Genomic DNA, 26,945 nt, shown 5'->3' with positions numbered 1-26,945 from the left:
GAGACAGGTTTGCTCGGCCACAGTCTTCGCGCGGTGCGTCGCCCCTTTGGCCGAAGGCCCCCATGCGCGTTCCGCGCGGTGGTCTCCCGAGCCGTCCTTACGCGGTCTCTGGACGCCCGGAGCCCCTCGACCCCCAACGCACGGGGGACGCGTGAGCCCGCGCCTTGCCCTTGAGCTCGGCCGGGGCAAGGCCCCTCCCCGCAGGAGGGGGAGAAGGCGCGTACAGAGCCGCGCGTCAGGGGGTGTGGACCCCGGCCACAGACAAGGCCCGGCCCCAGGAGCGGGGCACGGGGCCGCAGACGTAAAACCACGAACACACCCTGAAAAAAGAAGAAGAGTCTGAAGGGAGGGAGACCTTGCACCGTGCAGGTGCGCTGGGGCTCGGCTCTTCGTGTGGTTGAGCGCGGACACCCCCTGGGGCGGGGGCCTGTTTCTGTCTCTTCCCTTTCCTTGGGGGGAGGGGCCTTCCCCCGGTTGAGCCCAAAGACACGGTGCGGGCTCACGCGCTTCTGTGCCCACATGGCTGGTGGGCTCCGGGGTTTCTGTGGCACCGGGGGCGCGCACCCCGCGATGACTGTGGCTGAGCGGACCTGTCTCCCGTGGGGGAGGGGAGAGCCTGCACCGTGCACCTGCGCTGGGGCCGAGCCCTTCATATGGTGGAGCGTCTGGGTTTCTTGTGGCGGGGGGAGGTCTTGCACCGTGCATCTGCGCTGGGGCTCGGCCCCTTGTGTGGTGGAGCGTCTGGGTTTCTTGTGGCGGGGCAGACCTTGCACCGTGCACCTGCGCTGAGGCCCAGTCCTTCACATGGCTGAGCGCTCTCCTCAGTCGTCCGGATCAGGGCTCGGGCGGGGTGGACAGCGGCAGCCAGAAACCGATGACCGAACCGCCGCCCTCCCGGTTCCGTGCGAACACGCCGCCCCCGTGCGCGCGGGCGATCTCGCTCACCATGGACAGTCCCAGGCCGGAACCGGGCAACCCGCGGGCCTCCGTGGCCCGGTAGAAACGCTCGAAGACACGGTCGAGCTCCCCGGGGTCCACGCCGGGCCCCCGGTCGTGCACCTCGACGACACCGTCGCGCACCCAGATCTCGATGGGTTGTGCCCCGTCGGGGTCGAACTTCGCGGAGTTCTCCACGGGGTTGGTCAGGGCGCGCTCCAGCGATCCGGGCCTGCCCCACACGACGCTGTCGTCGGCATCGACCACGATGTCCCGACCGGTACGCCGACGGGTCCGTTTGGCCACACGGTCGGCCACGTGCCGGAGTTGGACGGAGACCATGTCCTCGTCCTCGTGGTCACCGGTCGCCAGTCCGACGAGCTCGTTGACGAGACCGGTCAGCTCTCGGGTCTCCCCCTGGAGGTCGTCGATGAGCCGGTCGCGTGCGGGCGGGGTCAGGCGGTCCGCGTGGCCGAGCACCTGCACGTTGGTGTGCAGGCTGGTCAGAGGCGTGCGGAGTTCGTGTGCGGCGTCCTGGACGAGGCTGCGCTGCTCCTCCTTCGACCGGGTCAGGCGCGCGAGCATCGCGTTGAACGCGTCCCCGAGCCGACTGACCTCGTCGTGTCCTCCAACACCGTTGCGGGTCTCCCCGCCGTTGCCGTCGGGGGCGACCGGGTCCAGGCGCCCGGTGGAGCTCACGTACTCCGCGGCGTCGGTCAGCCGCACGAGGCGGTCCGTCATCCGGTGGCCGACCAGCCAGCCCACCGCGGCCGCGCACAGCGCCACGAACAACCCCACCCACAGGATCTGGGTGGCCAGGCGGTCGATGATGCTCTCGGTGGGCGAGATCCGCTGCACGAGTTGGACGGCGCCGGTGCCGTCGCCGAGGGAGACCGTGGCCACACGCAGGCGCTTCTCGTCCGCCTCCGCCTCACGGATGTCGACCTCGCCGGGGGACTGAGCACCCGCGACTTCCATGTCCCGTTGCTCGGGCGGGAACTTGAGGATCTCCGTCGTGTTCTTGTCGGCCACGGCGACGGTGCGACTGCCGTCGGGACCCAGGTACTGCACCTGTGAGTGGCCGCCGGGGACGATGAGCGCACCGGAAGGCCCCAGCCCTCCGTCGCGCTCGTAACGGTCCACGACCGCGTCGGCGACCTCGCCGACGGTCCTCTCGAACTCGTTCTGCACGTCGGTACGGATCAGAGTCGCGGCCGTGGTGTAGGCCAGCGATCCCACCAGAGCGATGGTGACAGCGGCGACCAGCGCGAACAGGACCGCGAACCGGGTTCCCAGGCGCCAACTGCTCGGGTGCAGCAGCACACCGGTCCGGTGGTGGTCGGTCCGTCGGGTGTCCGGATCGGTCACGGGACTCACCCCTCGGGTCGGATCGTGTACCCGACACCGCGTACGGTCTGGATGAGCGGTGGCCCGTCGTCCTCCAGCTTGCGGCGCAGGTAACTGATGTAGACGGCGAGGTTCTTCGACTCGGGGCCGAAGTCGTAACCCCAGATCCGGTCGTAGATGGTGGTGTGGTCCAGGACGATACCGGCGTTGCGCACCAGCAGTTCCAGGAGGTCGAACTCGGTCTTGGACAGCTCGACCTCGCGGTCGTCGCGCCAGACGCGGCGGGCCCGCGGGTCGATACGGAGTCCGCGCACGGCCAACGGCCCGTCCTCGCCCGCTTCGGTCGCGGGGGTGGCCCTCCGCAGCAGGGCCCGCAACCGGGCGAGCAGTTCCGCGAGTTCGAAGGGTTTGGCGAGGTAGTCGTCGGCGCCCGCGTCGAGTCCCGCCACACGGTCCGGGGTCTCCACCCGAGCGGTGAGCATGAGGATCGGGGTGCGGTCGTTCTCGGCCCGCAGCACCCTGGCCACGCCGAGCCCGTCCACACCGGGCATCATGACGTCGAGGATCAGCAGGTCGACGGGTTCGGCGTGCACCTCGGCGAGTGCGCGCACACCGTCCTCGGCCGTCCGTACGCGATAGCCCTCCAGTTGGAGCGCGCGCTCCAGGGAGTCCCTGATGGCACGGTCGTCGTCGGCTACGAGCACGGTGGACGTGGGTTCCATGGCGCCATGCTGCCGTATCCGGGTGAGAGGCCGGTAAGAGCGCGCCGAGGGCCCGGTGGAGGCCGGAAGCGGTGCTGCGCAGGGACGGAGTCAGTTCTCGGGAGGTGTGAACCCCTTGGTGCGCACCATTCCGGCGGCGCGTCCCTTGCCGGCCACGACCAGCGCCATCTTCCGGGATGCCTCGTCCAGCATCTCGTCACCGAGCATCACCGCCCCGCGCCGGTCCACGGTCGTCGCGTGCTCGTAGGCGTCCAGGATCAGCTCGGCGTGGTCGTAGTCCTCCTGGCCGGGCGCGTACACCTCGTTGGCGGCCTCGACCTGCAAGGGGTGCAGCACCCATTTGCCGTCGAAGCCCAGGGCTGCGGTGCGTCCGGCCGACCGGCGGAACGCGTCCACGTCCTTGATCTGCAGGTACGGGCCGTCGACCGCTTGCACACCGTGTGCACGGGCGGCCATGAGGATGCGCATGAGGATGTAGTGGTAGGCGTCGCCGACGTCGTAACCGGGCGGCTGTTCCCCCACGACCAGGGACCTCATGTTGAGGGAGGCCATGAAGTCGGCGGGCCCGTACACCAGGGTCTCCACGCGCGGGGAGGCACCGGCGATCGCGTCGACGTCGACGAGTCCGCGAGCGTCCTCGATCTGTGCCTCGATGCCGATGCGCCCCACCGGCAGGCCGCGGGCGCGCTCGATCTGGGTGAGGAGGGTGTCGAGCCAGTGCACGTCCCGGGCGGCGGTGACCTTGGGCAGCACGAGGGTGTCGAGCTGGTCCCCGGCTCCCTCCACAACGGTGATGACGTCGCGGTAGCACCACTCGGAGGCGATGTCGTTGACACGTACGGAACGGATCTTCCCGCCCCAGCCGCCCTCGTTGAGCGCCTCGACGACGGTCTCGCGGGCGTCGGCCTTGGCCAGGGGCGCGACGGCGTCCTCCAGGTCGAGGAAGAACGCGTCCACGTCGAGCCCCCGCGCCTTCTCGACGAACCGGGGGTTGGACCCGGGGACTGCGAGGACCGACCTGCGCGACCTGAGTTCAGCCATGTTCCGCCACCACTCCGTTACAGCGAGTTCCGTCTTCGTCCCTTCCCAGGACGCGCTTCCCATCGTCGCAGCGTCCGATGCGTAGAGTGAGTTCCGGTCCCGTATGGGCAAAATGTGAGGATTCGAGGGAGGAATCGGGATGGGTGCGAGAGCACACCCGACGAGCGCGCACTGGGGTCATTACCAGGTGGTCGTGGACGAGGGACGGGTGGTGGATGTGCGCCCGAACCCGGACGACCCGGCGCCCGCCCCCATCATGAACAACGTTCCCGCAGCGCAGCACCACAAGACACGGGTCGCGCGCCCGACCGTGCGCCGGCGCTGGCTGGACCACGGCCCCGGGCCCGATCCGCGCCGGGGCGACCCAGAGGACGAGTACGTCGAGGTCGAGTGGGAGAAGGCCCTGGACCTGCTCGCGCAGGAGCTCGACCGGGTGCGTACCGAGCACGGGAACCAGGCGATCTACGGCGGTTCCTACGGCTGGGGCAGTGCGGGCCGGGTGCACCACGCGCAGACCCTGGTACACCGCTTTCTCAACTCCATCGGCGGGTACACCCGCTCGCGCACGACCTACAGCCATGGCGCGATCGAGACCCTCTTCCCCCGGATCCTGGGCGCTCCGTCGGTCCCCCGCCTGTTGCACCGGGCGCCGACGTGGAAGCAGATCCAGGAGCACACCGAGCTTCTGGTCACCTTCGGGGGCCTACGGCTGTCGAACACGTGGAACGCCTCGGGCGGCCGCGCCGCCCAGACCGCGGGTCCGGCGATGCGGGAGGCCTCCGACGCGGGTGTGCAGTACGTGTCGTTGTCCCCTCTGCGCGACGACATCCCCGAGCACGTCAAGGCCGAGTGGGTACCGGTACGCCCGGGCACGGACGCCGCGGTCATGCTCGCCCTGATGTACGTGCTGTTCACCGAGGGCCTGGCCGACACCGGCTTCCTGGACCGTTACACCGAGGGCGCCGACGTGGTGCGGTCCTACGTGCTGGGCGACCGTGACGAGCGCGGGTACGGGCCCGGCCTGGCCCGTACCCCTGAGTGGGCCGAGCGTGTGAGCGGGGTACCCGCGGACGAACTGCGCTCGCTGGCGCGGCAGATGGCCGAGAAACGCACCCTGGTGAACGTCGGCTGGTCGGTCCAGCGGGCCCGGTACGGGGAGCAGCCACTGTGGGCCGGGGTCGCGCTGGCGTCATGCCTGGGGCAGATCGGGCTTCCTGGAGCCGGGTTCGCTTGCGGGTACGGCTCCGTCGGTACCTACGGGGGCGGGTCGACACCGCTCGGGCTCCCCCGGATGCCGCAGGGGGAGAACCCGGTGTCGGAGTTCATCCCGGTGACCGGCATCTCGGACGCACTGCTGAACCCGGGCGGGCTCTACGAGTACGACGGCCAGGAGCGCCGGTACCCGGATCTGCGTCTGGTGTACTGGGCGGGTGGCAACCCCTTCCACCACCACCAGGACCTCAAGCGGCTCACACGTGCTTTCGGACGTGCGGACACGATCGTGGTCAACGAGACCCACTGGACCGCTTCGGCCCGCCACGCCGACATCGTCCTTCCGGCGACCTCGTCCTTGGAACGCGACGACATCGCCACGAGCCAGGGGGACCTGAGTGTGCGGGTGATGGCCAGGGCCGTGGAACCGCACGGGCAGGCCCGCGACGAGTACGACACCTTCGCCGCTCTGGCCGAGCGCCTGGGGGCCGGGGAACGGTTCACCGAGGGCCGTACGAGCGGCGAGTGGATGCGCCACATCTACGAGCAGTGGCGGGCGACGATGGCCCGCAACGGCTTCGAGGTGGTCCCCTTCGACACGTTCCGGGCCGAGGGTGGAGTGGAGATGCCCGGCCGTGTGGACGACGAGGCTCTGTTGGCCGAGTTCCGCGCGGATCCGGAAGGAAACGCGCTGCAGACGCCGAGTGGGCGTATCGAGCTGTTCTCCTCGACCATCGACTCCTTCGGGTTGGAGGACTGCCCGGGCCACCCCGTGTGGTTGGCCGGGCCGGCCGTGGCCGACCGGGAGGGCGAGTACCCGCTGGTCCTGGTGGCCAACCAACCGAGCGGGCGGTTGCACGGACAGCAGGACATGGGCGCACACAGCATGTCGCAGAAGGTCCGGGGCCGTGCACCGCTGCGCCTGGGCCCCGCCGACGCTGCGGCGTACGGTGTCGCGGACGGCGACGTCGTGCGGCTCAGCAGCGCGCAGGGTTCGTGCCTGGCCGGGGTCGTGGTGAGCGATGCGGTCAGTGAGGGGGTCGTGCAGCTGTCGACCGGCGCCTGGTACGACCCGTCCTCGACGGAGGCCGATTGTGTGCACGGGAACCCGAACGCGCTCACGGCGGACGTGGGGACCTCGGCGTTGAGCCAGGGCTGTACGGGGCAGTTGCTGCGGGTGCGTCTGGAGCGCTTCGCCGGTCCCGAGGACCGGTTGCCTCCGGTGCGGGCGTTCGATCCGCCCGTGGGTGTGACTCCCGTGGGGTGAATTTCCCCGCGACGCCCGCACGCCTTTGGCGTGCGGGCGTTCTCCTGCGCGCAATGCGCGCCGGGCAGGTCACCGAAAACCGAGAGGGAGCCGAATTCACCACTGCGGGTCACAGCAGCGTTAATTTCGGCCACCTCTTTAGCGCCCTTCTAAGGGCCTAAACGGTGCACCTTGTCGACAATAAGAGAATTTGCTCTTTGTTTTCCGGGGGCCGTGAAAGCCGCAGCGCGAGGCCGGGCTCCCACGGAACACGGGGGAAGAGGCGGGGGATCAGAGCTGGTAGCGGTGGATCCCCCACGCGAGGTCACCGGCATCGCCGCGAGCCACCCACTCGCGCAGACCGGCCTTCATCTTCTTCAGGTACTCGGCGCTGATGTTGCCGGAGAGCTCGCTGTCACGGCGCTCGGTCTCCTCCAGAACGCGCCGGTAGTGGAGGGGCAGCTGGGCGCTCAGGTCATCGAAGCCCAGGTCCTTGAAGCCCGCGGCAGCGGTGGACTTCCGGTAGAAGCCGAGGGTGCCCATGGACGTCAGGTGGAGCCGCTCCAGGATGGGGCCGAGCGTCTCCACGGGGGTGTCGTCGTGGGCCATGAGGTCGGTGAAGATGAAGCGGCCTCCGGGCACCAGCACCCGTGCGACCTCGGAGACCACGCGGTCCCGGGCTGCACTGTGGGAGAAGGCGTCCTGGGACCAGACGACGTCGAAGCTGTCGTCCTTGTACGGGATGTCCTCGAAGGCGCCGTCGACCACGTCGATGAGGTGGTCGAGCCCTGCCTTGCGGTTGGCCTCGCGGTTGCGCTCGTTCTCGACCTCGCTGAGGTTGAGGCAGGTCACCTTGCAGCCGTACTTCTCGGCGAGGTGACGGGCCGAGCCACCGTAGCCGGCACCCACGTCCAGGATCCTGGTGGAGCTGTCCGGGCCGATGTAGTTGGCCATACGCTCGACGGTCCGCGCGCTGGCCTCGGGAATGTCGTCGGTGTCGGTCAGCCCCTCCACTCCACGGTAGAGCCCGACGTGGATGTCGGTCCCTCCCCAGATCGTGAAGTAGAAGGTGTCAGCATCGGTGCTGTTGTAGTAGTCCCGTGCGGTCTGGACGGCGGTCGAATACTCGGGGTCTTGAACCGGACGGTTAATGGTCCCTCTCCTTATGATCGCTGTTAGGTCCTGATCCATTGAAGGGGACATTTCGACACGGGTCTAGTGCCAAGCGGCGACAACTTCTGTTAAATGTTCACAAATTTTCCCAACCAGCAGTGCAGAACCATGTCGCCCGGAGCGGCGTCGGAGCCATCCGGGACCACATGCGCCGGGAGCGGTACCAGTGCTGGTGAAAGCGCTTGCACAGGAAGATTCGCGTGCGCGGACGAGCGCCCCGGGAAGCGCTACCTGAGGAGCGCAAAATCCACACACAAGTACGCCCCTTCGCGACATATGAGATTTCGATCACATCCATCATTTCTACACACGGTCGTAGACGCCACCACTCCGGTCACATGCACCCCAAACGACTCGAAACCACCCATCCGCTACCAAGCCCCCACGAAGCGCCACGGAGCTCTCAGCGTTCGATCTGGCGCGGTCATGGCGATGACTGACGCGGGAACGGGCCTTCAGCGGTACAAGAGACCCTCGATCCGGCGCGGCAGCACCAGGCCGACAAGGCTCGGGACGGCGTACCCCACCTGTCCGGGGGCCAACATCCCCAACACCGCACCCGAGTTCGCGGTGGGGGTACGCAGGAACGAACCGGCCCTGGGGTGCGCGTGCGGGACCCCGTTCCCAACGGTGAGCAGGCTCAGCACGGCGACCAGAGCGGTTGCCACCCACACCTGGTCCGCGGCGCCCAGACCGGCCAGCCACTGCTGCAGATGCGTGAGCGCGCCGAGGGCGTAGGCCCCGCCGCTCCGGGGCGGAGCGTCAACGAGAGGGAACACGAGTGCGAGGGCCGTCCCACCGGTGATCCCCCCTGTGGCGGCCAGGCCGATCCGGCGGGCGAGGTCGCGTGCCCCGCGGGTCAGTTCGTCCTCGGACGGGTAGTGGCGCCACTCGCGCCCGCGCGAACGGGCCTCCCCCATCGCGTTGGCGCGCCGCCACCGCAGGAACCGCAACGTGTCGCAGTACACGGCAGGGCCGCGGCGCAGAGCGATCAGAGCGACGGTGAGCTCGTGCACGATGATCGACACGGTCGTGGCGAGCACCGTGGGCAGCTCCACCCACCACAGGGCCATGCGCCGGAACGTGGGAGCGATGTCGGCCGGTACCCGCACACGCCACGCCACCGAACGACCGCGCGTCCAGCGGCGCAACGGCGCCATGGGCGGCTGCCCGGGCAGCGGCGGGGTGGACTCCGCGGCGGTCGCGATGAGCCGGTAATCCGTGGCCACAGCGCACACGAGCAGCAGGAACAGGAACCCGACCGTGAGGGAGCCCCCGCCCAGAAGGGTGTGCACGACCTCGGTCGCCGGGTGCAGCGCGGCGCCGGACACCTGTGCGTTGAACGCCAGGTGGTCGAGGTGGGCGACGGCGGCCGCGAGCACCGGCAGTGTCCACAGCCATCCCCGGCGTCCGACGATCGCGAGCCCGAGCGCACCGCCGAGGAGTCCGCTGGTGACGGCGTGGCCGGCGAACACGGTGAGGTCCTCCCCCGCCCCGGCCACGAGCCCGCTGCCGGGCAGCAGGATCCCGCCCGTGGCCATGGGCCCGTCGGCGCCGGGAGGGATCCGGACGAAGAGGCGTTCGGCCAGCTGGAACCCGGCCCCGGTGGCGGCGGCGAGCAACAGGTGGTCCACGGCGGCCAGCCGGCGGGTCCTCCGGTGCGCGAACACGGGAACGAGCAGGAGCGGGGCGAGTTTGCCCAGTTCCTCCACGGTGACGGCGATGTAGGTGTGGGCGTACACACCGGAGGGGTCAAGACCGAGCACCCCGGCGAGCGTCCCCTCGACCAGGGCCAGGGGCCACACGAGAACGAACCCGACGGCGGTGAAGCGCAACAGGGTCGCGAACGCGACGGTGCGCGAGCGCGCGGCCCAGGAGATCTGGAACAGCAGCAGGTAGGTGGTCAACAGCACCGGCAGGGCCACACCCAGCTCAGGCAGGAACCACGGCACCGCCAGGAGCGCGGCGATCATGAGCCAGCTCCACGCACCGCGCAGGGCACGTGCGGCGCGTACGGCCCCGGGTGCGTTCTCCCTGAAACCGCTGACACCGCGGGCGATGCGTTCGGCCGGGTCGGGCCCGGGCCCCCGGGAACGGGCGTGCTTGGCGTTCGCAGGCAGGCACCGGTAGGTCTGCGCGGCGCGCTGGAGCTCGGGGCCGCCCTCGGCACGGGCCCGGTTGCCGAACCTGCGCCGGGCCTGGGGGATGTCGGCGCCGACCAGTTCGCGCACGAAGTCGGCCGGGCCGGCGGCGACGGTCAGTTCGGTGGAGGTGACCAGGACGGCGGCGGAGAAGTCCTCCACACACACGAGGAAATCGGTCGGCTCACGTCCCCATCCCCGGACGAGGTCGATGAGGACATCGGTGTCCAGGGGGATCTGGGTGACCGGTTCGTAGGAGTGCTGCGGCCGGGTGCGACAGACCAGGAGTCGGTCCACGCCCGTTGCGCGCCCGGCGTCGATGATCGCCTGCACGAGGTTGCGGTCGCGGGGCACGAGGAAGGGTGTCGTGACCTTCCCGTCGGAACGGATCCATGCGGGGTCGAGCTCGCTCGGTCCGGCGCAGACCCGCAACACGAGGTCTCGGGTCAGCATCGCCTGGTCTTCCATGAAGGTCCTCGTACCGGGGGGCGTATACGACACGGCCGACCCTCCTGGGCGTTTCGGCCCGGCTCGGCCCGCCCGAGCATAGCGGCGGGTCTCGGGACGGGGCCACGCCCGTCCCGTTGCGTGTGCGCCCCGCCCCGCACCCGCCGGGAGCTCCGCCCCGCGGCGTCAGGGCGCCGCGGGCTCGGGCCGGGAGGGCCGGGGCCGCCCCGGAGAACGGAGAACACCGCGTGCGGTCCTCCCACACCTGCGATCTCTCCTAGGCTGACCGGGGCACACGAGCAGTGAGGAGCAGGATGGACAGGATCACGGTCGCGCCGGGGATCACGTTCCCCGACACCTCCGACGGCCGAACCTACGTGGCGGGCGCGGTGATCACCGATCCCCGGGGACGGGTGTTCACACAACGGCGATCGCCCCACCGCAAGGTCTTCCCGCACTGCTGGGACATCGTCGGCGGGCACGTCGAGCCCGGCGAGTCCATGCTCCAGGGCCTGGCCAGAGAGGTCACCGAGGAGACCGGGTGGCGTGTGAGCGAGGTCCTCGCCGAACTGTTCACCATCGACTGGGATCCGGGCGACGGGCTCACACGCCACGAGGTCGACTACCTGGTGCGGGTCGAGGGGGACCTGCAGGCCCCACAGCTGGAGCAGGACAAACACACCGAGTACATGTGGGTGGACGACTCACTCGTGTACCGGCTGCGCGACGAGCGCGACCCCGGCGACTACTTCATCACCGACATCGTCCGGCGCGGCCTCGACGCGCTCCGCGGGCTCTGACCCGGACCGCTCCGCAGGCCGGAGGGGCGCCCCGGGGCGTGCCCGGGTCAGCCCTCGTGGTGGTCCCCGGGGCGACCGGCACGGCGGGCCTCGGCGATGGCGAGCGGGAGCCCGTCCAGCAGGTCCGATGCGCTGATCGGCGCCCCTCCGTGCGCCAACCGTGCGGCACGCCCGTGCAGGTAGGCACCGCACAGGGCCGCTTCCACCACCGGGACACCGCTCGCCAGCAGCGCGCCGACCGCCCCGGAGAGCACGTCCCCGGTTCCGGCGCTGGCCAGCAGCGGGGTTCCGGTGGGGTTGACGACGGCCGGCGCGTCCGGGTGCGCGATCACCGTGGTCGAGCCCTTGAGGAGCACCGCGCACCCGAAGGAGCGGGCGGCGCGGCGGGCGTGCTCCAGGCGGCGGGCCTCCACGTCCCCGCGGTCCACGTCACCCAGCAAACGGGCGAGTTCCCCGGCGTGCGGGGTCAACAGGGTCGGTGCGGAGCGGTCCCGTACCCGGTCGGCGAGGCCGCGGCCGTCCTTCCCGGACATCAGGGTGAGCCCGTCGGCGTCCACGAGTACCGGGAGGTCGCTGTCGAGTACGGCCTCCAGCTCGTCGGCCTCGCCGGAGTCGGTGCCGCGCCCGGAGCCGACGACGACGGCGGCCGCTCGCCCGGGACCGAGGTCGGTGCTCCGGCGCGGGTCCAACGGAACGGCGACGGTCTCGGGCCAGCGTGCGAGCACCTGGTCCGTCACACGCTCGGGACCGCCGTACTTGACCATGCCCACACCGGTGCGCAGCGCGCCGCCCACTGCGAGCACGGCGGCGCCCCGGAAACGGTCCGATCCGGCGCGGATCGCGAGTACGCCCCGGCGGTACTTGTCGGCCTCGGCCCCGGATCCCGGGAGGAGCCCGGCGATGTCCACAGCCTGTGGACGCAGGACGTCCGACCCCGGCAGCTCGGGGCCGAGCCCGATGTCGACCAGCCGCACCCGTCCGGCCCGTTCGGAGCCGGGGTCGATGAAGAGACCCGGTTTGTGGGTACCGAAGGTGACGGTGAGGTCGGCGCGCACCGCGTGCCCGGCCACTTCACCGGTGTCGGCGTCGATCCCGCTGGGCAGGTCGACCGCCACCACGGGCGCGGGTGCGTTGGCCGCCTGGGCGGCGAGTTCCGCGTGGGGTTCGCGCAGCCCGCCGCGTCCACCGATACCGAGCAGCCCGTCGACGATCAGGTCCGCGCCGAACAGGTCCGCGCCGTCGGCCCCGGAACCGGTGAAGGCCCGCACACGTCCGCCCACCGCACGCAGCGCCGCCGCGCCCGCATCGTGCACCCGCGACCCGGCGGTCAGGGCACGGACCATGGCGCCGCGCCGGGCGAGGCCGGCCCCGGCGTACAGGGCGTCGCCGCCGTTGTCGCCGCTGCCGACCATGAGCACGATGCGTGCCCCGTACACCGACGGCAACAGTCGGGCGCACTCCACCGCAAGACCGGTCGCGGCCCGGCGCATGAGCGTCCCTTCCGGCAGACGCGCCATGAGGGCGCCCTCGGCTTCGCGGACGACGTCGACAGTGTGCGCGTTGAGCACGGCTCCACCTCCGGGATCGGTCGGTCATCCATCGTCCCGCAGCAACCACCGGCCTCCGGCACCGCCACACACGCAGGCCGGTCATTGCCACCGCACCCTTCGGCGGCCATGCTGGCGGTGCCCACGCCCGCTCGCGAGGAGGACAGCGATGCCCGGACACCACTGTTTCGTCAGGTCCAGCGAACTCCAGCTCCGCCCTGGTGAGTGGCACGACGTCGGCTTCGACCGGCGTGACGACGGCTTGGTCTCGATCTCCGCCCTGGCCGGGACGGGTCCCGAGGCCCTCGGCGGCGTGCTCTACGACCTCTCCGTGGGTGTGGTCCTGCGTGGAACCACCCCCGGGACCGAAGTGCAGTTGCGTGCGGCGGAGTTCGAGCCTGCCGGGGAGCAGGGCGGCCGGATCCGGCGCGAGCGCCCGGCCCTGGGGACGGTGCACTCCGCCGGGCACGGCCGCTTCACCTACCACTGGAAGGGCGCCCTCGCGGTCGGCCACTGGGTCGGGGTGCAGGTGGCGCAGTTCGGGGCCTCCGACGCACAGCTGGTCTCCGCAGAGGCCGACGTCTTCACCTGGCGCCACTGACCCCTTCGGTGTCAGGCCGCCCTCCACCTGAACCGGCTGTCGGTGTCCGGCCGCGCGCACTCTCGATGTGCCGGAACTGCCAGGGGCCCGCACCCCCGTACCGGACGGTGGCCGCAAAGTACTACGCTGTGTCGTTGGCAGGAGCGGACCGCTGACACGGGCGGACGTGTGGTTCTCTGGAACGGAGGCGGCGTGGTCGACTGGCTCACCATGACGATCCAGATGGTGTCGCTGGGCGTGGCCGTCTGGTGTCTGGTCTCCTTCTTCCAGGACCGGCCCATGCTGGTCCCCCACCTCATCGGCATGGGCGTGCTGTGGCTGCTCGTCCTCGGCCAGGTCGGAGCCGCCGTCGCCACCATGGTCGGCGGTGACCGCCCCGACGAACTCCCCATGCTGATCTCCTACCTGGCCACCATCGCCCTCCTGCCGCCCGCCTGCGCGGTGTGGGGTTTCATGGAACGCAGCAAGTGGGGACCGGCCGTCATCGCCTTCGCGTGTTTCGTCCTCCCCGTGCTGCTGGTCCGCATCGAGCAGCTCTGGAGCCCCGTTGTCTGAGACCGCCGCGACCACGACCGGTACCACGCTGCGCTCCGGCCCGGGACGCCTGCTCGTGGCCGTGTACGCGGTCTTCGCCCTGGCCGCCACCGCACGCGGTACCTACCAACTTCTCACCCGGTTCGACGAGGCACCGCTGGCCTACGGGTTGTCGGTGCTCGCCGGGGCCCTGTACTTCGTGGCCGCCGTCGGGCTGGCCCGGGCAGGGCGCACCTCCCGCATGGTCGCGCTGGTGTGCGTGTCCGTGGAGACGGCAGGTGTACTCGCCGTCGGTGCACTGACGGTGTTCTGGAGCGCGGGTTTCCCCGACGACACGGTCTGGTCGAACTTCGGCAGCGGATACCTGTTCATCCCGTTGGCCCTGCCGGTCCTGGGCCTGTGGTGGATCCTCAAGGTCCACAGCGAGGATCGGCGAGAGACACCACCCGCCTCCTAAGCTGGGTTCATGAGCCAACCCCAGAACCTGCCCGTGGCCGTGTCGGCCGACTGGCTGCGCGACCACCGCGACCGTGTGGTCGTCGTCGACACACGCTGGTACTTGGACGGCCGTTCCGGACGGGATGCCCACCTCGGCGGTCACCTGCCGGGCGCGGTCTTCGCCGACGTCGACACCGACCTCGCTGCGCCCGCGAATTCCGAGGGAGGCCGCCATCCGCTCCCCTCCCCCGAGGACTTCGCCACCGCCCTGGGCCGCCTCGGTGTCGGCGACCGGTCCGCTGTGGTCGCCTACGACGACGCCGGCGGCTCGGTGGCTGCGCGACTGGTGTGGATGCTGCGCGTGCTCGGAACCCCGGCAGCCTTCCTCGACGGCGGTGTCCAGGCCTGGGAAGGCCCTCTGGAGACCGGTGAGGTCACCCCCGTACCCGCCGGGCGCACACCCGTGCCCTGGCCGTCCGACCGCGTCGCCGGCACCGGGACCGTGAGTTCGCGCATCGGGGACCCCGGGCACCTGCTCCTCGACGCCCGTACGTACGGCCGCTACACCGGCGAGCAGCCCGCCCCTGTCGACGCCCGCCCCGGCCATGTCCCGGGTGCCCGCAGCGCCACCTGGCAGGACAACCTCGACAGCGAAGGGTTCCTCGCGGCCCCCGAGATCCTGTGGGAACGCTTCTCCGCCCTGGGCGCTGACACGGCCGAAACGGTCACCGCCTATTGTGGTTCTGGAGTGACCGCTTGCCATGACCTGCTCGCCCTCGAGCACGCGGGTGTGGTCGGCGCACGTTTGTACCCGGGGTCCTGGAGCCGCTGGGGAAGTGACGAGAGCCTGCCAGTGGAGACCGGAGATCCACACCTGAGGTGACGGGGCCATCTCCAACGGGCACCGTCCGTGGGAAGTTCCCCGTCGGGCGATTTCTTCTGTCCCGATCAGGTCACGAACGGAACCGAAAGCCGTTCTCCGGCATCCGACCCAGTACAGGACAGTGCCGCGGCCACGCGGCCGACCCAGCGACCCCCTGCCCCCTGGTCGCCCCCACGCTCAACGCGTAAGACCACGAAACGAGGAACCTTGACCATCGAATTCGTGCTGCTAGTCATCCTGCTCGTCGTTGCCATCGTCGTGGGGATCATGCTCTACAAACAGCGCGCGAAGACACAACAGAGCCAAGAGCCCGTCAAAACGTCCGGCCCGGCCGACCCCTTCGCCACAACCACCGAGACCGAGGGCGACCCCCGCGGTGTCAAGGCCGGCGACATGATCGACTGGGGCCACGAACGCACCTGGATCCGCGGCTCGCTGCGTCTGTCCGAGGGTGGAGCGGTGTGGGCCGAACACTTCCTGGAGGTCGAGGGCGGCCGCCGCTGGCTGGCGGTCGAGGAGGACCCCGACCTGCAGCTGTCCCTGTGGGCCGCCCGTCCCGACCTCGACCTCGTGCCCCAGGGCAGGAGCATGGAGGTCGAGGGCACCGTCTACAAGCTCCAGGAGAAGGGCACCGGTTCCTACCGTTCCGAGGGCACCACGGGCCTCAGGCCCGAGGGCGGCCTCGACTACGTCGACTACGAAGCGGACGACGGCAGCCTGCTGTCCTTCGAGCGTTTCGACCACGGCAGCTGGGAGGCCAGCACCGGGAAGCCGATCATGCCCGGCACCTTCACCATCTATCCCGGGAGCTGAGCAGACCGTGCACACGAACATCAGCGCGCCCTTCGTCGACACCAAGGCCGACGACCTGGTGTGGACCCTGGACCACCCGGTGGTCGAACCGCTGGCCACCCGCACCTGCCGGGTGCGCGGGGCCACGGTCGAACTCCGGGTTCTGGGCGCTTCCCATCAGGCCGTCGTACGGTCGGCGAACGGTGAGCTGGTGGAGACGGTGGCCTGTCTGCCCGGTGTGGAAGGGGGTCTGCCCGAGCAGGGTGATCCCACCGAGACCCCAGCGGGCCACTACCGGTTCTCGTCGTCCGTGCACAACCTCTCCCACTCCGACCTGACCCGCCGGGTGGATGTCCTGCACCGCGAGGTGGCCGACACATCCGGCGGGCTCCTGGTCACTTTCCCGGGGGACCCGATCGCGGTGACCGCACTGCACCTGTCCTCCGAGCAGGGTGGGCCGGTGCGATGGACCACCTGGCACGTATATCCGCAGAGTGGCGAGTTGGTGACCACCGCCGCCACACTGATCCCCTGAGATTTCGAGGATGCCCATCATGGTCGACCCCATGCGCGGGGCCCCAGCGCCCCGATCGAACAAGATCAAGACCTCCCTGTTGTGCGGAGGGGCACTGGCCCTGACCCTGCTGCTCTCCGCGTGCGGAGGAAGCTCGGACGACGACTGCGATCGCCGGGACAACAACTCGAACGCAGCGGCCTCCCCGTCCCCCACGGCCTCCCCCGTTCCGACGATCTCTCCGTCCCCGACGGCCTCCCCGGCAGCGGACGACTGCAACGGCAGCGGTAGCGGTAGCAGCAGCGGTGGCGGCGGCGGTTTCTTCTTCTTCGGTGGCGGCGGTAGCTCCAACGACAGCGGCGGCAGCGGAAGCAGCACCCGCGGGGGCGGAACCGGGACCGGCAAGTAGGCTGCTGTGTCGGGGCACATGCTCCCGACACGGCCGACCTCTTCCTTGGACCGATTCGATGAACGAGATCCTCACCAGCTCCCTGTACGCGCTCGGCTACGGTGCGGTCGGAACAGCCATCATGCTGCTCGGCTACCTGATCACCGATCTGCTCACCCCCGGCAAACTGCATAAACTGATCTGGGAGGAACGCAACCCCAACGCGGTTCTGCTGGTGTCGGCCAATACCCTGGGCGCCGCCGTGGTGGTCGTGTCCGCGATCCTGTCCAGCTACTCCGAGCTCGGTCTGGGCGCCGGTCTGCTCTCCACCTCCGTGTTCGGGCTCATCGGCCTCGCCGTGATGGCTGCCTCGTTCCTGCTCATCGACCTGGTCACCCCGACCAGCGTGAGGGCCGTCATCGCCAGTTCCGAGTTCCACCCCGCGACCTGGGTGAGCGCCACCGCCCACCTGTCCATCGCTCTGGTGGTGGCCGCCGCCATCTCCTGAGGCCTCCCGAGGCTCCCCTTTCCGAAAGAAGCATCCCGACGTGACCGAGACCGAGCCACCGACAGGCCCACGGACCAGACTTCCGATCCACCCACGCGCGGCCCGGTTCTTCGTGATGACGGCGGTGTTCATCTGCGCCGCCTGCGGTCTGGTGTACGAGCTCGCCCTCGTCGCGATCGGCAGTTACCTCCTCGGCGACACCATCACCCAGGCCTCCGTGGTCCTGTCGGTGATGGTGTTCGCGATGGGTGTGGGCTCGCTGCTGTCCAAACGGTTCCAGCACCGTCCCGCGTTGTCGTTCGCCGTCATCGAAGGCCTGCTCTCCCTCATCGGCGGTCTGTCGGTGCTGCTGCTGTACGCGGCCTTCGCGTGGTTCTCCGCCTACCAGCCGGCGCTGATACTGCTGTCGTTCGTCATCGGTGTGCTCATCGGCATGGAGATCCCCCTGCTGATGACGCTGATCCAGCGCATCCGCAGGCAGGAGGCGTCCGAGGCGGTCGCGGACCTGTTCACCGCCGACTACGTGGGCGGGCTCATCGGCGGCCTGGCGTTCCCGTTCCTGCTGCTGCCCGTCCTGGGTCTGCCCAAGGGTGCGCTCGCGGTGGGTCTGCTCAACGCGATCGTGGGTGTGACCGTGGTGCTGTGGCTGTTCCGCCACGACCTGAGCCGACGCTCCTACGTGGGCCTCGGGGCGGGGCTGAGCGTGATCGTCGCGGCGCTGGGGTTGGCCTACCTGTACTCCGAGCAGTTCGAGGTCGACGCCCGCCAGGCCATGTACCGGGACCCGATCGTGCACGCCGAACGTTCGGAGTACCAGGAGGTCGTCCTGACCAGGTCGATCGACGGAAAGGACCTGCGCCTGTTCCTCAACGGGAGCCTGCAGTTCTCCACCCTGGACGAGTACCGGTACCACGAGTCGCTCATCCACCCGGGGATGGACGGCCCGCGGGAGAACGTACTCGTGCTGGGCGGCGGCGACGGGCTGGCCTTGCGCGAGATCCTGGAGTACGACGACGTCGAGAGCGTCACCGTCGTCGACCTGGACCCGGCGGTGGTGGACCTGGCCGTCGAAGAACCCGTCATCCGCGAACTCAACGAGAACTCCTTCGAGGACCCGCGTGTGGAGGTCGTCAACGCCGACGCGTTCCAGTGGCTGCGCGAGCAACCCGAGCAGTTCGACGCGGTCGTCGCCGACCTGCCCGACGGTGAGGACGTGGGGACCTCGAAGCTGTACACGGTCGAGTTCTACTCGTTGGTGCGCGAGCGCATGGCCGAGGACGGACGGTTGGTCGTACAGGCCGGTTCACCGTACTTCGCGCCCGAGGCGTACTGGAGCGTGGGCCACTCGCTGGAGGACGCCGAGCTCGCTCCGGTGCCCTACCACGTGGACGTTCCCACCTTCGGCGACTGGGGCTTCTACCTCGCCTCGCCCGAGGGAGAACCGGAGCTGGAGGTGCCCGAGGACGCACCCGCTCTGGAGTTCCTGGACGAAGAGCTGCTCGCCGCCGCCCAGGTCTTCCCGAAGGACCGCAGGGAAGAGGAGCATGCGGCGGAGGCCTCCACGATGATGCACCCGCGCATCATCGGCTATCACCAGGGCGCCTGGCGCGGGTACTGAGCCCGCTGTCACCGGGCTCGCGCGGCCGGAGCGTGCCGGCGGCCCCGGCCCGAGGGGCTTCGGCCCCGACGCAGGCTCAGCCCTGGGCGCGCTCGAGTGCCGCGAGCGCGGTGACGGCGCCCAGTTCCCAACAGGCCTCGCGCGCTTCGGCACCGGGGCGTTCCGTCACGGTCACCGGCGGGCGGTGGCGTTCCCAACCCATGCCCTTGGAGATGGACTCCACTGCCCGGACGGCGCCGGAGGTGTCGTTGTCGCCGTGCACGTACAGGGCGTAGGGAAGGCCCTGGGTGTCGTTCCGGGCGGTGTAGTAACTGCGGTCGAAGAAGTCCTTGAGCGCACCGGACATGTATCCGATGTTGGCGGGGGTACCGAGGAGGAGGGCGTCGGCGGCGAGCAGCTCCGCCGGGCCGGCGGCCAGGGCGGCGCGGACGTGTACCTCCACACCCTCGATGTCGTCGGTGTGCGCGCCTTCCAGGACCGCGTCGAGCATCTCCTGCGTGGCGGGCGAGACGGTGTGGTGAACAATGAGCAGCCGTGCCATGGCCCCACCCTAGGCCGCACACGCCCGGAGGCGTTCCTCCCCTCCCCGTCGGTTCCGTACGGGGCCCGAACCCCGTACGACCTGCGCGGGGGCGTACGGGGCGTGGAACCTGGGTATGCGCCTGTGGCGGGGCACCGGCCCCGCCAGCGGTGTCCCCGTCGACAGGGAGCCGGGGCGTATGAACCAGGAGCCCTCGCAGGAACCGTCCTCCGACAGACCCGCATCGCTCGAAGGCGGCGGGCCCACTCCCAGGGGCGGGCCCCGGGCCGCACCATGGCTGTGGGTCAGCCTCGGCTGTGGCGGGCTGCTCGTGATCGGACTGGGGCTGGCCGCCCTGGTCGCGTTCGTGTTCGCTGCGCCCGAAGCCGCCGACGACGAACGCAGTCGGTTGCAGGACGGCGGGGTGGTCCGGAACCTTCCCGAGTGACATCCCTCGGCCCGCCGACCCGGAGGCCCCGGCCTCCTCGGAGCTGCCCCGGCGCGGGGGTGCCGCACGTGCGGCACCCCCGCGTCCGTCTCCCTGCCTCAGGACACCTCGGTGTTCTCGCGCCGACGTTCCTCCAAGGAGATCAGCGCGGCGTTGATGTCGCGGGTGACGCGGGTGAACTCCTGCACTGACAGCCACAGCTTGTAGATGATCAGCACCTCGAAGGCGAACATGAGCGCCGCCGAGGCCGCAATGGCCACGAGCATGCCTGTCAGGGAAAACACGCCCACCAGCGGCGCGACGATGAAGACCCCCATCTGGTACTCGATGCCGCTGAACAGGTGCGGACGGATGCGGTTGGCACGCAGGGAGTCGCGCAGCTGCCGGTACCAGGGAAAACGGCGGTCGAACCCCTTCTGCAGCGTGGTGCTCTGCAGCTCCTTGGCCTTGCTGGTGGCGGTCGGCTGGGCGACCTGGTCGGGTTCGGCGTAGTGGGTGGCTGCGCTGGGCGCGTTGACCCGCTCCGAGCCGCCGATGGAGACACTGGCGTCGTCGTCGCCCAGGTGCTCGGCACCGTTCTCGTCACTGCTGAAGGAACCGGCCGCACGGCGCACCCCGCTGGTGTCGCCCTCGGTGTTCTCCTCCACTTCTCGGATGGCCTGGGCGATGTGGCGGCGCATGGCCGAGCGCACCTTGGCCATCTGCGGTGAATTCAGGTAGCGGAACATGTCGGTGAAGACGATGCCCAGCAGGAACCACAGGAAGACCGGGTCGCCGCTCTGCAGGAACTGGCCGCCCATCAGCGCGATGGCGCAGATCAGGACCCTGATGCGGTCGAAGACGTAGTCGAGCCAGCTCCCGAAGACGGAGCCGTTGCCCTTGAGGCGGGCGACCTTGCCGTCCATGCAGTCGAGCACGAAGCTCAGATGGAACAGCGCGGCACCGGTGATCAGCCAGTACCAGTCGCCCAGGAAGAAACAGACGGCCGAGATCAGGCCCAGGAACAGGGCCGAGAGCGTGATCTGGTTCGGGGTGATCGAGGTCCGGTTCGCGACGAAGGTCACCAGGCGCGAGGCGAGGGGGTCGACGAGCCAGACCGTCCACCAGGAGTCCCGGGGCTTGTAAGTCCGCTCGCGGACATCGGCGAGCGTGAACGTGCTCATACGTGGACCTCCATGAGGCAGGTCGAGGGTAGGACACGGTCTCGGGAGGATGTCGGGCCGACCGTCGCGGGGGTTGTTCGCGAACGGCCGGCACCGCGGGACCCACAAAGATGACGGCCGAAAAACCCGCCCCGGTGACATGTGGGACAAAAAGTGCCAGAAACGTGACATCGAGATGACGCAACGAAGCCATCGGCCTTACCCCCGGGGACCGGAACATGCCGTGGCCGGCCCTCGGGCGAGCACCGCGGGCCGGTACCGGTTCCCGGCAAGCACCGCCGACGGGATCCGCTCGGGTCCACTCACTCGAGGCAGCAACAGAAAACCGCACAGGGACCGGGCTGGGGACCCACCTCACCGCCCCTGGTGACCCAGGACTCACCTGGGCACTGTGGGGGCTACGTGACCACAGAGATTGAATCTCGAGTTGGCAACAAGGGTGCCCTTGCCTCCGGAGTGGTCATGCCCCGCCCCAATACTGAAGTTGCGGGCCCCTCAGGGACGCCGACCACTTCTCTCGGCCTGTGCGCACAGCGCCGCCCGCTTGGCGCATCCACGTTCTCTTCTGTTCCGAGCCTGGAGTCGTTCCGTGCCCGCTCCTGCCCAGCGACCCGTCTCCGACGTGCTCTCCTCCCCGGTGACCCCGTCGGCCAAGAGTCGCCACCGTCCCGACATCGAGGGGTTGCGCGCCGTCTCCGCCCTGTTGATCGCCGTTTACCACATCTGGTTCGGCACGGTCTCCGGGGGTGTCGACGTCTTCCTGCTGCTCACCGGCTTCCTCGCCACGGGATCACTGGTGCGCACCCTGGAACGCGGCGACCGGATCGGGTTCGGTGCTTACTGGAGCAAGGTCGCCAGACGCCTCTCCCCCGCGAGTGCGGTCGTGCTCGGCGCGATCCTCCTCGGGTCCTACCTGTTCATGCCGCGTTCGCGTTGGACCGAGATCATCACCGAGGTACAGGCCTCACTCCTGTACTACGGCAACTGGAACCTGGCCTTCGGCGCCGTCGACTACATGGCCGGGAACTCCACGGCCGGCCCGGCGCAACACTTCTGGTCGCTGGCGATCCAGGGGCAGTTCTATCTGGTGTGGCCGCTGTTCATCACCGCGGCGGGCCTGGTCGCGGTGTGGCTGGGGCTGCGGATCCGCACCGTCGCCATCGGAGCGGTCGCCCTGGTCGCCGCGGGGTCCTTCGTGTACTCCGTCCGGATCACCGCCGACGAGCCCGTGTGGGCCTACTTCGACAGCGGTGCCCGGTTGTGGGAGCCGGCGCTGGGCGGTCTGCTCGCCCTGCTGGTCCCCTACCTGAACCTGCCCGCGCGGCTGCGCGGGGCCGCCGGATGGCTGGGTCTGGCCGCACTCGCGACCTGCGGCCTGGTCATCGGCGACACCCTGGACTACCCCGGTTACGCGTCCCTGTGGCCGACCGCCGCGGCAGCGCTCATCATCCTCGCCGGTTCCGGTGGGAACGGGAACGGGCGTTTTTCCGCCAACCGCATGCTGAGCATGCAACCCCTGCCCTGGCTGGGCGGGCGCGCCTTCCCCCTGTTCCTGTGGCACTGGCCTGTCCTGGTCTTCTACCTGGAGGTCACCGACCGGGTCCGTCCCTCGTTCACCGGCGGCCTGATGGTCCTGGCGGTCTCCTTCGTGGCTGCGGTCGCCACCACCTGGGCCGTCGACGGCGGCATCACCCGCGTGACCACCCGGTACAAGGCCCCGATCTGGTCACTGGCCGCGGGAGTGCTCTTCGTCGTGCCCGTACTGGTGGCGACCTCACTGTGGAGCCAGGAGATCGACCGCAACCGCGACCTTCGCCTGGAACTCAGCTCCAACCCGATGCACTACCCGGGCGCCGCCGTCCACCTCGACCAGGAGCTGGCGACCGAACTGCCGGTCCTTCCCGTCCACCCCGACACCTCCACGGTCGCCGAGGACACCATCGAGCGAACCAGCGACTGCAACGCCGTGGCCGAGGACGAGGAGATGGTGCTGTGCGAATTCGGTGACCCCGACGCCGACTTCACCATCGCGCTCGTGGGCAGTTCCCACGTCCGCCACTGGTTCGACGCGATGCGGACCATCACCGAACGCCAGGGCTGGAACATGGTCATGATGACGCGCAACGCGTGCCAGTTCAGCCCCGAGGAGCAGTACCGCGCCGGTGAGGAGTACCCCAACTGCACCACGTGGAACCAACAGGTCATGGCCGAGCTGGACAGCCGCGACATCGACGCGGTCTTCGGCCTGGGTTCCCTGACCGACTCCGACGAGGACGGCGAGGAGCACGTGCCCGACGGTTTCGTACAGCGCTGGTACCAGCTCGACGGGATGGGCATCGACATGATCGCCGTCCGCGACACCCCGCGCTTCGGCTACGACGTGCCCGAGTGCGTCGACCAGGAGGGCGCCGCCGAGTGCGTGGCCGACCAGTACGACTCCATGGCCGGGACCGCGCCCTTCCACGAGCTGGCCGAGGTTCCCGACAACACGAGCTTCATCGACCTCACCGGATACCTGTGCCAGGACGGGACCTGCCAGGGCGTCATCGGCAACCAGCTCGTCTACTACGACGAGCACCACCTCAGTTACGCCTTCTCCGAATCGATGGCCGCTGCGCTGGAGCCGCACCTGTTGGAGGCCTCCGGCCAGGAGAACCGGGCCGAGAACGGAACGCTGGGTTCCTCGGCAGCTGAGGAGATCTCCCGGCACAGCTGAGCCGTGAGCAGGAGTGGGTCTTCTCGTCGCCTCAGTGCCCTCTCGGCGCTGCCCGGGTCCGCTGCGAGCGGACCTTCGACCCGAGGCCGTGCGAGCCGGGAGAAGTCGGTCAGGACACGCTGCTGGGGACCAACGGGGCACCGGACCGACCCGATGTGCCGCCGGGCCCTCGCGACAACAGCGCGAGGGGCGGCCGACCACTGTCGACCGCCCCTCGTTCCACGCTCCGGTTGTGCTACCAGTCTTGTCCGAGAGCGCTCCGGCCTTCAGGCCGGAGGTGAATCGGCTCTCATCTGCGCGGTGGGTTCTCGGCCGTGTACCTGCTGTCTTGTCGGCGGATGAGAACCGAACCCGTCGGCAGGTCGCCGACGGGCGGGCCGAGACCCTGAACGCCTGCGGAGGCCGGGTAAGACCACCACCCTTCCGGGTGAGGCACCGGCCGGTGAAACAGGAACCGGCGGACTCCGCGAGACGCACCGCGCCTACAGCCACAAGACTGCAGGGATCCCCGAGGGCTCACCCCGGGGAGGACGTCAATCGCCCTTCCAGTTGGGGGTCCGCTTCTCGGCGAAGGCCGCGGCACCCTCCATCGCGTCGTGGCTGACGAAGACGGGGCCCGCCAGCTCGTTCTGCTTGTCCCACATCTCGGCGGTGGACCAGTCGTCGGATGCCGCCATGATCTGCTTCGACACCCGCACCGCGAGGGGGCCGTTGGCGCTGATCCTCGTGGCCAGCTCCTTGGCGCCCTCGAGCGCGCCGCCGTTGCCGGTGACCCGGTTGACCAGCCCCAGGTCGGCCAGGCGCTGGGCACCCACGAAGTCACCGGTGAGGGCGAACTCCGAGGCCAGGTTGCGCGGGATGCGGTGCTGCAGGCGCAGCAGACCGCCCGCACCGGCCACCAGACCGCGTTTGACCTCGGGGATGCCGAACTCGGCACCGTCGGCGGCAACGACCAGATCACAGGCCAGCACCGCCTCGAACCCGCCGGCCAGAGCATGGCCCTCGACCGCGGCGATGAGGGGCTTCTTCGGCGGGGCCTCGGCGAAACCACCGAACCCGCGCCCTTCCACGACCGGGACCTCGCCTTTCATGAAGGCCTTGAGGTCCATGCCCGCGCAGAAGGTCCCGCCGGCGCCGGTGATGATGCCGACGGTCAGGTCGTTGCGTGAGTCCAGGTCGTCGAGGGCCTCGGCGATCCGGGCGGCCACGGACGCGTTGACCGCGTTCCTGGCCTCGGGACGGTTGATGGTGATGACGGCGACGCCGTCCTCTGTGCTGTAGAGAACCTCGTCGGACACGGGTTCCTCCTACTTCGGGGGCATCCGGAGGCCGCCGTCGATACGGACGACCTCACCGTTGACGTAACTGACCTCGACCAGGGTACGGGCGAGCTTGCCGAACTCCTCGGGGGTACCCAGGCGCTTGGGGAAGGGAACCGGAGAGGCCAGCTTCTGCTTGAACTCCTCCGAGCCCGGGCCGTCACCGTAGATGGGCGTCTCGAGGATGCCCGGGGCGATGGTGTTGACGGTGACACCGACGGCCGCCAGGTCGCGCGCGGCCGGCAGGGTCATGCCGATGACGCCGCCCTTGGAGGAGGAGTAGGCGATCTGGCCGACCTGGCCCTCGATGCCGGCGAGGGAGGCGGTGTTGAGGACGGAACCGCGCTCGCCGTCCTCGTTGATCGGCTCGGTCTTGGCGATCTCGGCCGCCGAGAGGCGCAGCACGTTGAAGGTACCGATCAGGTTGATCTGGATGACCTTCTGGTAGGAGTCCAGGTCGTGAGGGGTGCCGTGGCGGTCGACGGTCCGGGTGGCCCAGCCGATGCCGGCACAGGAGACCGCCACACGGAAGGGCTTGCCGGTGTCGACGGCGGCCTGGACCGCGGCCTTGACCTGGTCCTCCTGAGAGACGTCGGTGCTGACGAAGACACCGCCGATCTCCTTGGCGACGGCCTCGCCGCGTTCCGCGTTGAGGTCGGCCACGACGACGGTTGCACCGGCGGAGGCGAGTTCCTTGGCGGTGGCCTCACCCAGGCCACTCGCGCCGCCCGATACGAGGGCGGAGATTCCGTTGAGATCCATGGCAGGCACTCTACAGAGAGTGTGACCCACGCACTAGAACCGGGTTCGGTTAATTGTGGGTAACCCCTACGTCCCAGGCTCTCCCGTGCATCCCGGCCCCGGGGTCAGCCCCGGCCCAACCTGGGCTGACCCCGGCCCTGACACCACCGGGGCAGCCCTTCACGCGCCAGATCGGCGGCGCCGACGATCCCCGCCTCGTTGCCCAACGCCGCGGGCACGATCCGTGCCGCGGGCCGGTGCCCGCGCCCGGTGAGCCCGCGCTCGAAAGCCGTGCGCGCCGGCCCCAACAACAGGTCGCCCGTCTCCGAGACCCCGCCGCCCACGATGAAGACCTCCGGGTCGAAGGCGGCCGCGAGATCGGCCAACCCCAGGCCGAGCCACTGCCCCGCATCCTCCGTCAACTCCATACAGGCACGGTCGCCCTTGGCCGCCAGCTCACCGACGAGCACACCCGTGACCAGTGAAGGGTCACCACCGACCGCTTCCGACAGCGCGCGAGCCACCGGGGAACCCGCGGCCACGAGCGAACGGGCCTCCCGCGCCAGGGCATGACCGCTCACGTACTGCTCCCAGCAACCGCGGTTGCCGCACTCGCACAGGTGCCCGCCGGGAACCACCCGCATGTGCCCGAACTCCCCGGCCAGCCCGTACCGGCCCCGGTGCAACCGCCCTCCGAGCACGATCGCCCCACCGATGCCGGTCCCCAGGTTCACCACCACGACGTCGTCGGAGTCCCGCCCCGAACCCACACGTGCTTCGGCCCACGCGGCGGCGTTGGCGTCGTTCTCCACCACCACCGGCAGGCCGAGCCGTGCCGAGAGCGCGTCCCGCAGGGGTTCACCCCGCCACGAAAGGTGCGGCGCGAACAGGACCGTGGCACGGTACTCGTCCACGAAACCGGCCGCGCCCACCCCGACCGCACGCACCGGATGGGCGGCACGGAGCTCGTCGACGACCCCGACGACGGTCTCCTCCACCACACCGGGGCTCTTGCTGCGGTGGGGGGTCTCGGTGCGTACATGCGCCAGGACCCGTCCCTGCGGTGTGACCACACCCGCCGAGACCTTGCTGCCGCCGATGTCGACACCGATCGTCAGCGCCTGACCGAACCACGTGTCCGTGACCATGC

General features: G+C 69.8%; 24 protein-coding genes. 13 read left to right on the top strand and 11 right to left on the bottom strand.

What is annotated here, in order from left to right; genetic code table 11:
- Window positions 1-834: 834 nt before the first annotated feature.
- The 3 genes from D456_RS0109855 to D456_RS0109845 form a co-directional block, all read right to left on the bottom strand.
- Entirely contained in the window at window positions 835-2,304 is a 1,470-nt protein-coding gene (locus D456_RS0109855) for a sensor histidine kinase (RefSeq protein WP_017576009.1), read from the bottom strand.
- Window positions 2,305-2,309: 5 nt separating this feature from the next.
- Window positions 2,310-3,005, bottom strand: coding sequence for a response regulator transcription factor (locus D456_RS0109850; protein WP_017576008.1), 696 nt, complete (start codon window positions 3,003-3,005; stop codon window positions 2,310-2,312).
- Window positions 3,006-3,095: 90 nt separating this feature from the next.
- The gene (locus tag D456_RS0109845; RefSeq protein WP_017576007.1) at window positions 3,096-4,046 is read right to left on the bottom strand and encodes an HpcH/HpaI aldolase/citrate lyase family protein; all 951 of its coding nucleotides are present in this window, start codon (window positions 4,044-4,046) and stop codon (window positions 3,096-3,098) included.
- A gap of 139 nt (window positions 4,047-4,185) precedes the next feature.
- On the opposite strand from D456_RS0109845, the gene D456_RS0109840 reads away from it, so the two are divergent.
- Window positions 4,186-6,525 carry a molybdopterin-dependent oxidoreductase gene (locus tag D456_RS0109840; protein WP_026115732.1) on the top strand — a complete coding sequence of 780 codons (2,340 nt, stop codon included), beginning with the start codon at window positions 4,186-4,188 and terminating at the stop codon, window positions 6,523-6,525.
- 270 nt (window positions 6,526-6,795) lie between these two features.
- Here the strand turns inward: D456_RS0109840 and D456_RS0109835 are convergent, their stop codons facing one another.
- The gene (locus D456_RS0109835; protein ID WP_239643798.1) at window positions 6,796-7,695 is read right to left on the bottom strand and encodes an SAM-dependent methyltransferase; all 900 of its coding nucleotides are present in this window, start codon (window positions 7,693-7,695) and stop codon (window positions 6,796-6,798) included.
- 437 nt (window positions 7,696-8,132) lie between these two features.
- Window positions 8,133-10,286: a protease PrsW gene (locus tag D456_RS0109830; RefSeq protein WP_017576004.1), complete on the bottom strand. Its 2,154-nt coding sequence runs from the start codon at window positions 10,284-10,286 to the stop codon at window positions 8,133-8,135.
- A gap of 293 nt (window positions 10,287-10,579) precedes the next feature.
- Between D456_RS0109830 and D456_RS0109825 the strand changes: the two genes are divergently transcribed.
- Complete coding sequence (locus D456_RS0109825) at window positions 10,580-11,065, top strand: NUDIX domain-containing protein (RefSeq protein ID WP_017576003.1); 486 nt, start codon at window positions 10,580-10,582, stop codon at window positions 11,063-11,065.
- A gap of 47 nt (window positions 11,066-11,112) precedes the next feature.
- Here D456_RS0109825 and D456_RS0109820 read toward each other — a convergent pair whose 3' ends face one another.
- Window positions 11,113-12,633: a bifunctional ADP-dependent NAD(P)H-hydrate dehydratase/NAD(P)H-hydrate epimerase gene (locus D456_RS0109820; RefSeq protein WP_017576002.1), complete on the bottom strand. Its 1,521-nt coding sequence runs from the start codon at window positions 12,631-12,633 to the stop codon at window positions 11,113-11,115.
- 148 nt (window positions 12,634-12,781) lie between these two features.
- On the opposite strand from D456_RS0109820, the gene D456_RS0109815 reads away from it, so the two are divergent.
- The 9 genes from D456_RS0109815 (at window position 12,782) to D456_RS0109775 (ending at window position 18,888) form a co-directional block, all read left to right on the top strand.
- Window positions 12,782-13,213 (top strand): hypothetical protein, encoded by a 432-nt coding sequence (locus tag D456_RS0109815; protein WP_017576001.1) that lies wholly within the window; start codon window positions 12,782-12,784, stop codon window positions 13,211-13,213.
- A 192-nt stretch (window positions 13,214-13,405) separates the two neighbouring features.
- Entirely contained in the window at window positions 13,406-13,768 is a 363-nt protein-coding gene (locus D456_RS0109810; protein WP_026115730.1) for a hypothetical protein, read from the top strand.
- Window positions 13,761-14,204, top strand: a complete 444-nt coding sequence (locus D456_RS0109805; RefSeq protein WP_017575999.1) for a hypothetical protein — start codon at window positions 13,761-13,763, stop codon at window positions 14,202-14,204. The genes D456_RS0109810 and D456_RS0109805 overlap by 8 nt, the downstream gene beginning before the upstream one ends.
- Window positions 14,205-14,213: 9 nt before the next feature.
- Complete coding sequence (locus D456_RS0109800; RefSeq protein ID WP_017575998.1) at window positions 14,214-15,068, top strand: sulfurtransferase; 855 nt, start codon at window positions 14,214-14,216, stop codon at window positions 15,066-15,068.
- A gap of 207 nt (window positions 15,069-15,275) precedes the next feature.
- A complete protein-coding gene (locus D456_RS0109795) occupies window positions 15,276-15,881 on the top strand; it encodes a DUF4178 domain-containing protein (protein ID WP_017575997.1) in 606 nt (201 codons plus the stop codon).
- Window positions 15,882-15,888: 7 nt separating this feature from the next.
- Window positions 15,889-16,395, top strand: a complete 507-nt coding sequence (locus tag D456_RS0109790; RefSeq protein WP_017575996.1) for a DUF2617 family protein — start codon at window positions 15,889-15,891, stop codon at window positions 16,393-16,395.
- A 19-nt stretch (window positions 16,396-16,414) separates the two neighbouring features.
- Window positions 16,415-16,783 (top strand): hypothetical protein, encoded by a 369-nt coding sequence (locus D456_RS0109785; RefSeq protein WP_308433785.1) that lies wholly within the window; start codon window positions 16,415-16,417, stop codon window positions 16,781-16,783.
- A gap of 58 nt (window positions 16,784-16,841) precedes the next feature.
- Window positions 16,842-17,270: a DUF350 domain-containing protein gene (locus tag D456_RS0109780; RefSeq protein ID WP_017575994.1), complete on the top strand. Its 429-nt coding sequence runs from the start codon at window positions 16,842-16,844 to the stop codon at window positions 17,268-17,270.
- A 40-nt stretch (window positions 17,271-17,310) separates the two neighbouring features.
- A complete protein-coding gene (locus D456_RS0109775) occupies window positions 17,311-18,888 on the top strand; it encodes a polyamine aminopropyltransferase (RefSeq protein WP_017575993.1) in 1,578 nt (525 codons plus the stop codon).
- Window positions 18,889-18,964: 76 nt separating this feature from the next.
- On the opposite strand, the gene D456_RS0109770 is transcribed toward D456_RS0109775, so the two are convergent.
- Entirely contained in the window at window positions 18,965-19,429 is a 465-nt protein-coding gene (locus D456_RS0109770) for a flavodoxin family protein (RefSeq protein WP_017575992.1), read from the bottom strand.
- Window positions 19,430-19,607: 178 nt separating this feature from the next.
- On the opposite strand from D456_RS0109770, the gene D456_RS0109765 reads away from it, so the two are divergent.
- Window positions 19,608-19,856, top strand: a complete 249-nt coding sequence (locus tag D456_RS0109765; protein ID WP_230479956.1) for a hypothetical protein — start codon at window positions 19,608-19,610, stop codon at window positions 19,854-19,856.
- Window positions 19,857-19,954: 98 nt separating this feature from the next.
- Here D456_RS0109765 and D456_RS0109760 read toward each other — a convergent pair whose 3' ends face one another.
- Window positions 19,955-21,019, bottom strand: a complete 1,065-nt coding sequence (locus D456_RS0109760) for a CDP-alcohol phosphatidyltransferase family protein (protein WP_017575990.1) — start codon at window positions 21,017-21,019, stop codon at window positions 19,955-19,957.
- Window positions 21,020-21,608: 589 nt separating this feature from the next.
- Here D456_RS0109760 and D456_RS0109755 point away from each other — a divergent pair.
- Entirely contained in the window at window positions 21,609-23,735 is a 2,127-nt protein-coding gene (locus D456_RS0109755; RefSeq protein WP_017575989.1) for an acyltransferase family protein, read from the top strand.
- Between the two features lie 533 nt (window positions 23,736-24,268).
- Here D456_RS0109755 and D456_RS0109750 read toward each other — a convergent pair.
- From D456_RS0109750 to D456_RS0109740, 3 genes are all read right to left on the bottom strand, one after another.
- Window positions 24,269-25,033 (bottom strand): crotonase/enoyl-CoA hydratase family protein, encoded by a 765-nt coding sequence (locus D456_RS0109750; protein ID WP_017575988.1) that lies wholly within the window; start codon window positions 25,031-25,033, stop codon window positions 24,269-24,271.
- A 9-nt stretch (window positions 25,034-25,042) separates the two neighbouring features.
- Window positions 25,043-25,816 carry an SDR family oxidoreductase gene (locus D456_RS0109745; protein ID WP_017575987.1) on the bottom strand — a complete coding sequence of 258 codons (774 nt, stop codon included), beginning with the start codon at window positions 25,814-25,816 and terminating at the stop codon, window positions 25,043-25,045.
- 104 nt (window positions 25,817-25,920) lie between these two features.
- Complete coding sequence (locus D456_RS0109740; RefSeq protein ID WP_017575986.1) at window positions 25,921-26,943, bottom strand: ROK family glucokinase; 1,023 nt, start codon at window positions 26,941-26,943, stop codon at window positions 25,921-25,923.
- Window positions 26,944-26,945 lie beyond the last annotated feature (2 nt).

The sequence above is a fragment of the Nocardiopsis kunsanensis DSM 44524 genome (assembly GCF_000340965.1).
Lineage (GTDB): Bacteria > Actinomycetota > Actinomycetes > Streptosporangiales > Streptosporangiaceae > Nocardiopsis > Nocardiopsis kunsanensis.
This window is presented reverse-complemented; position numbering and strand designations above follow the sequence as displayed.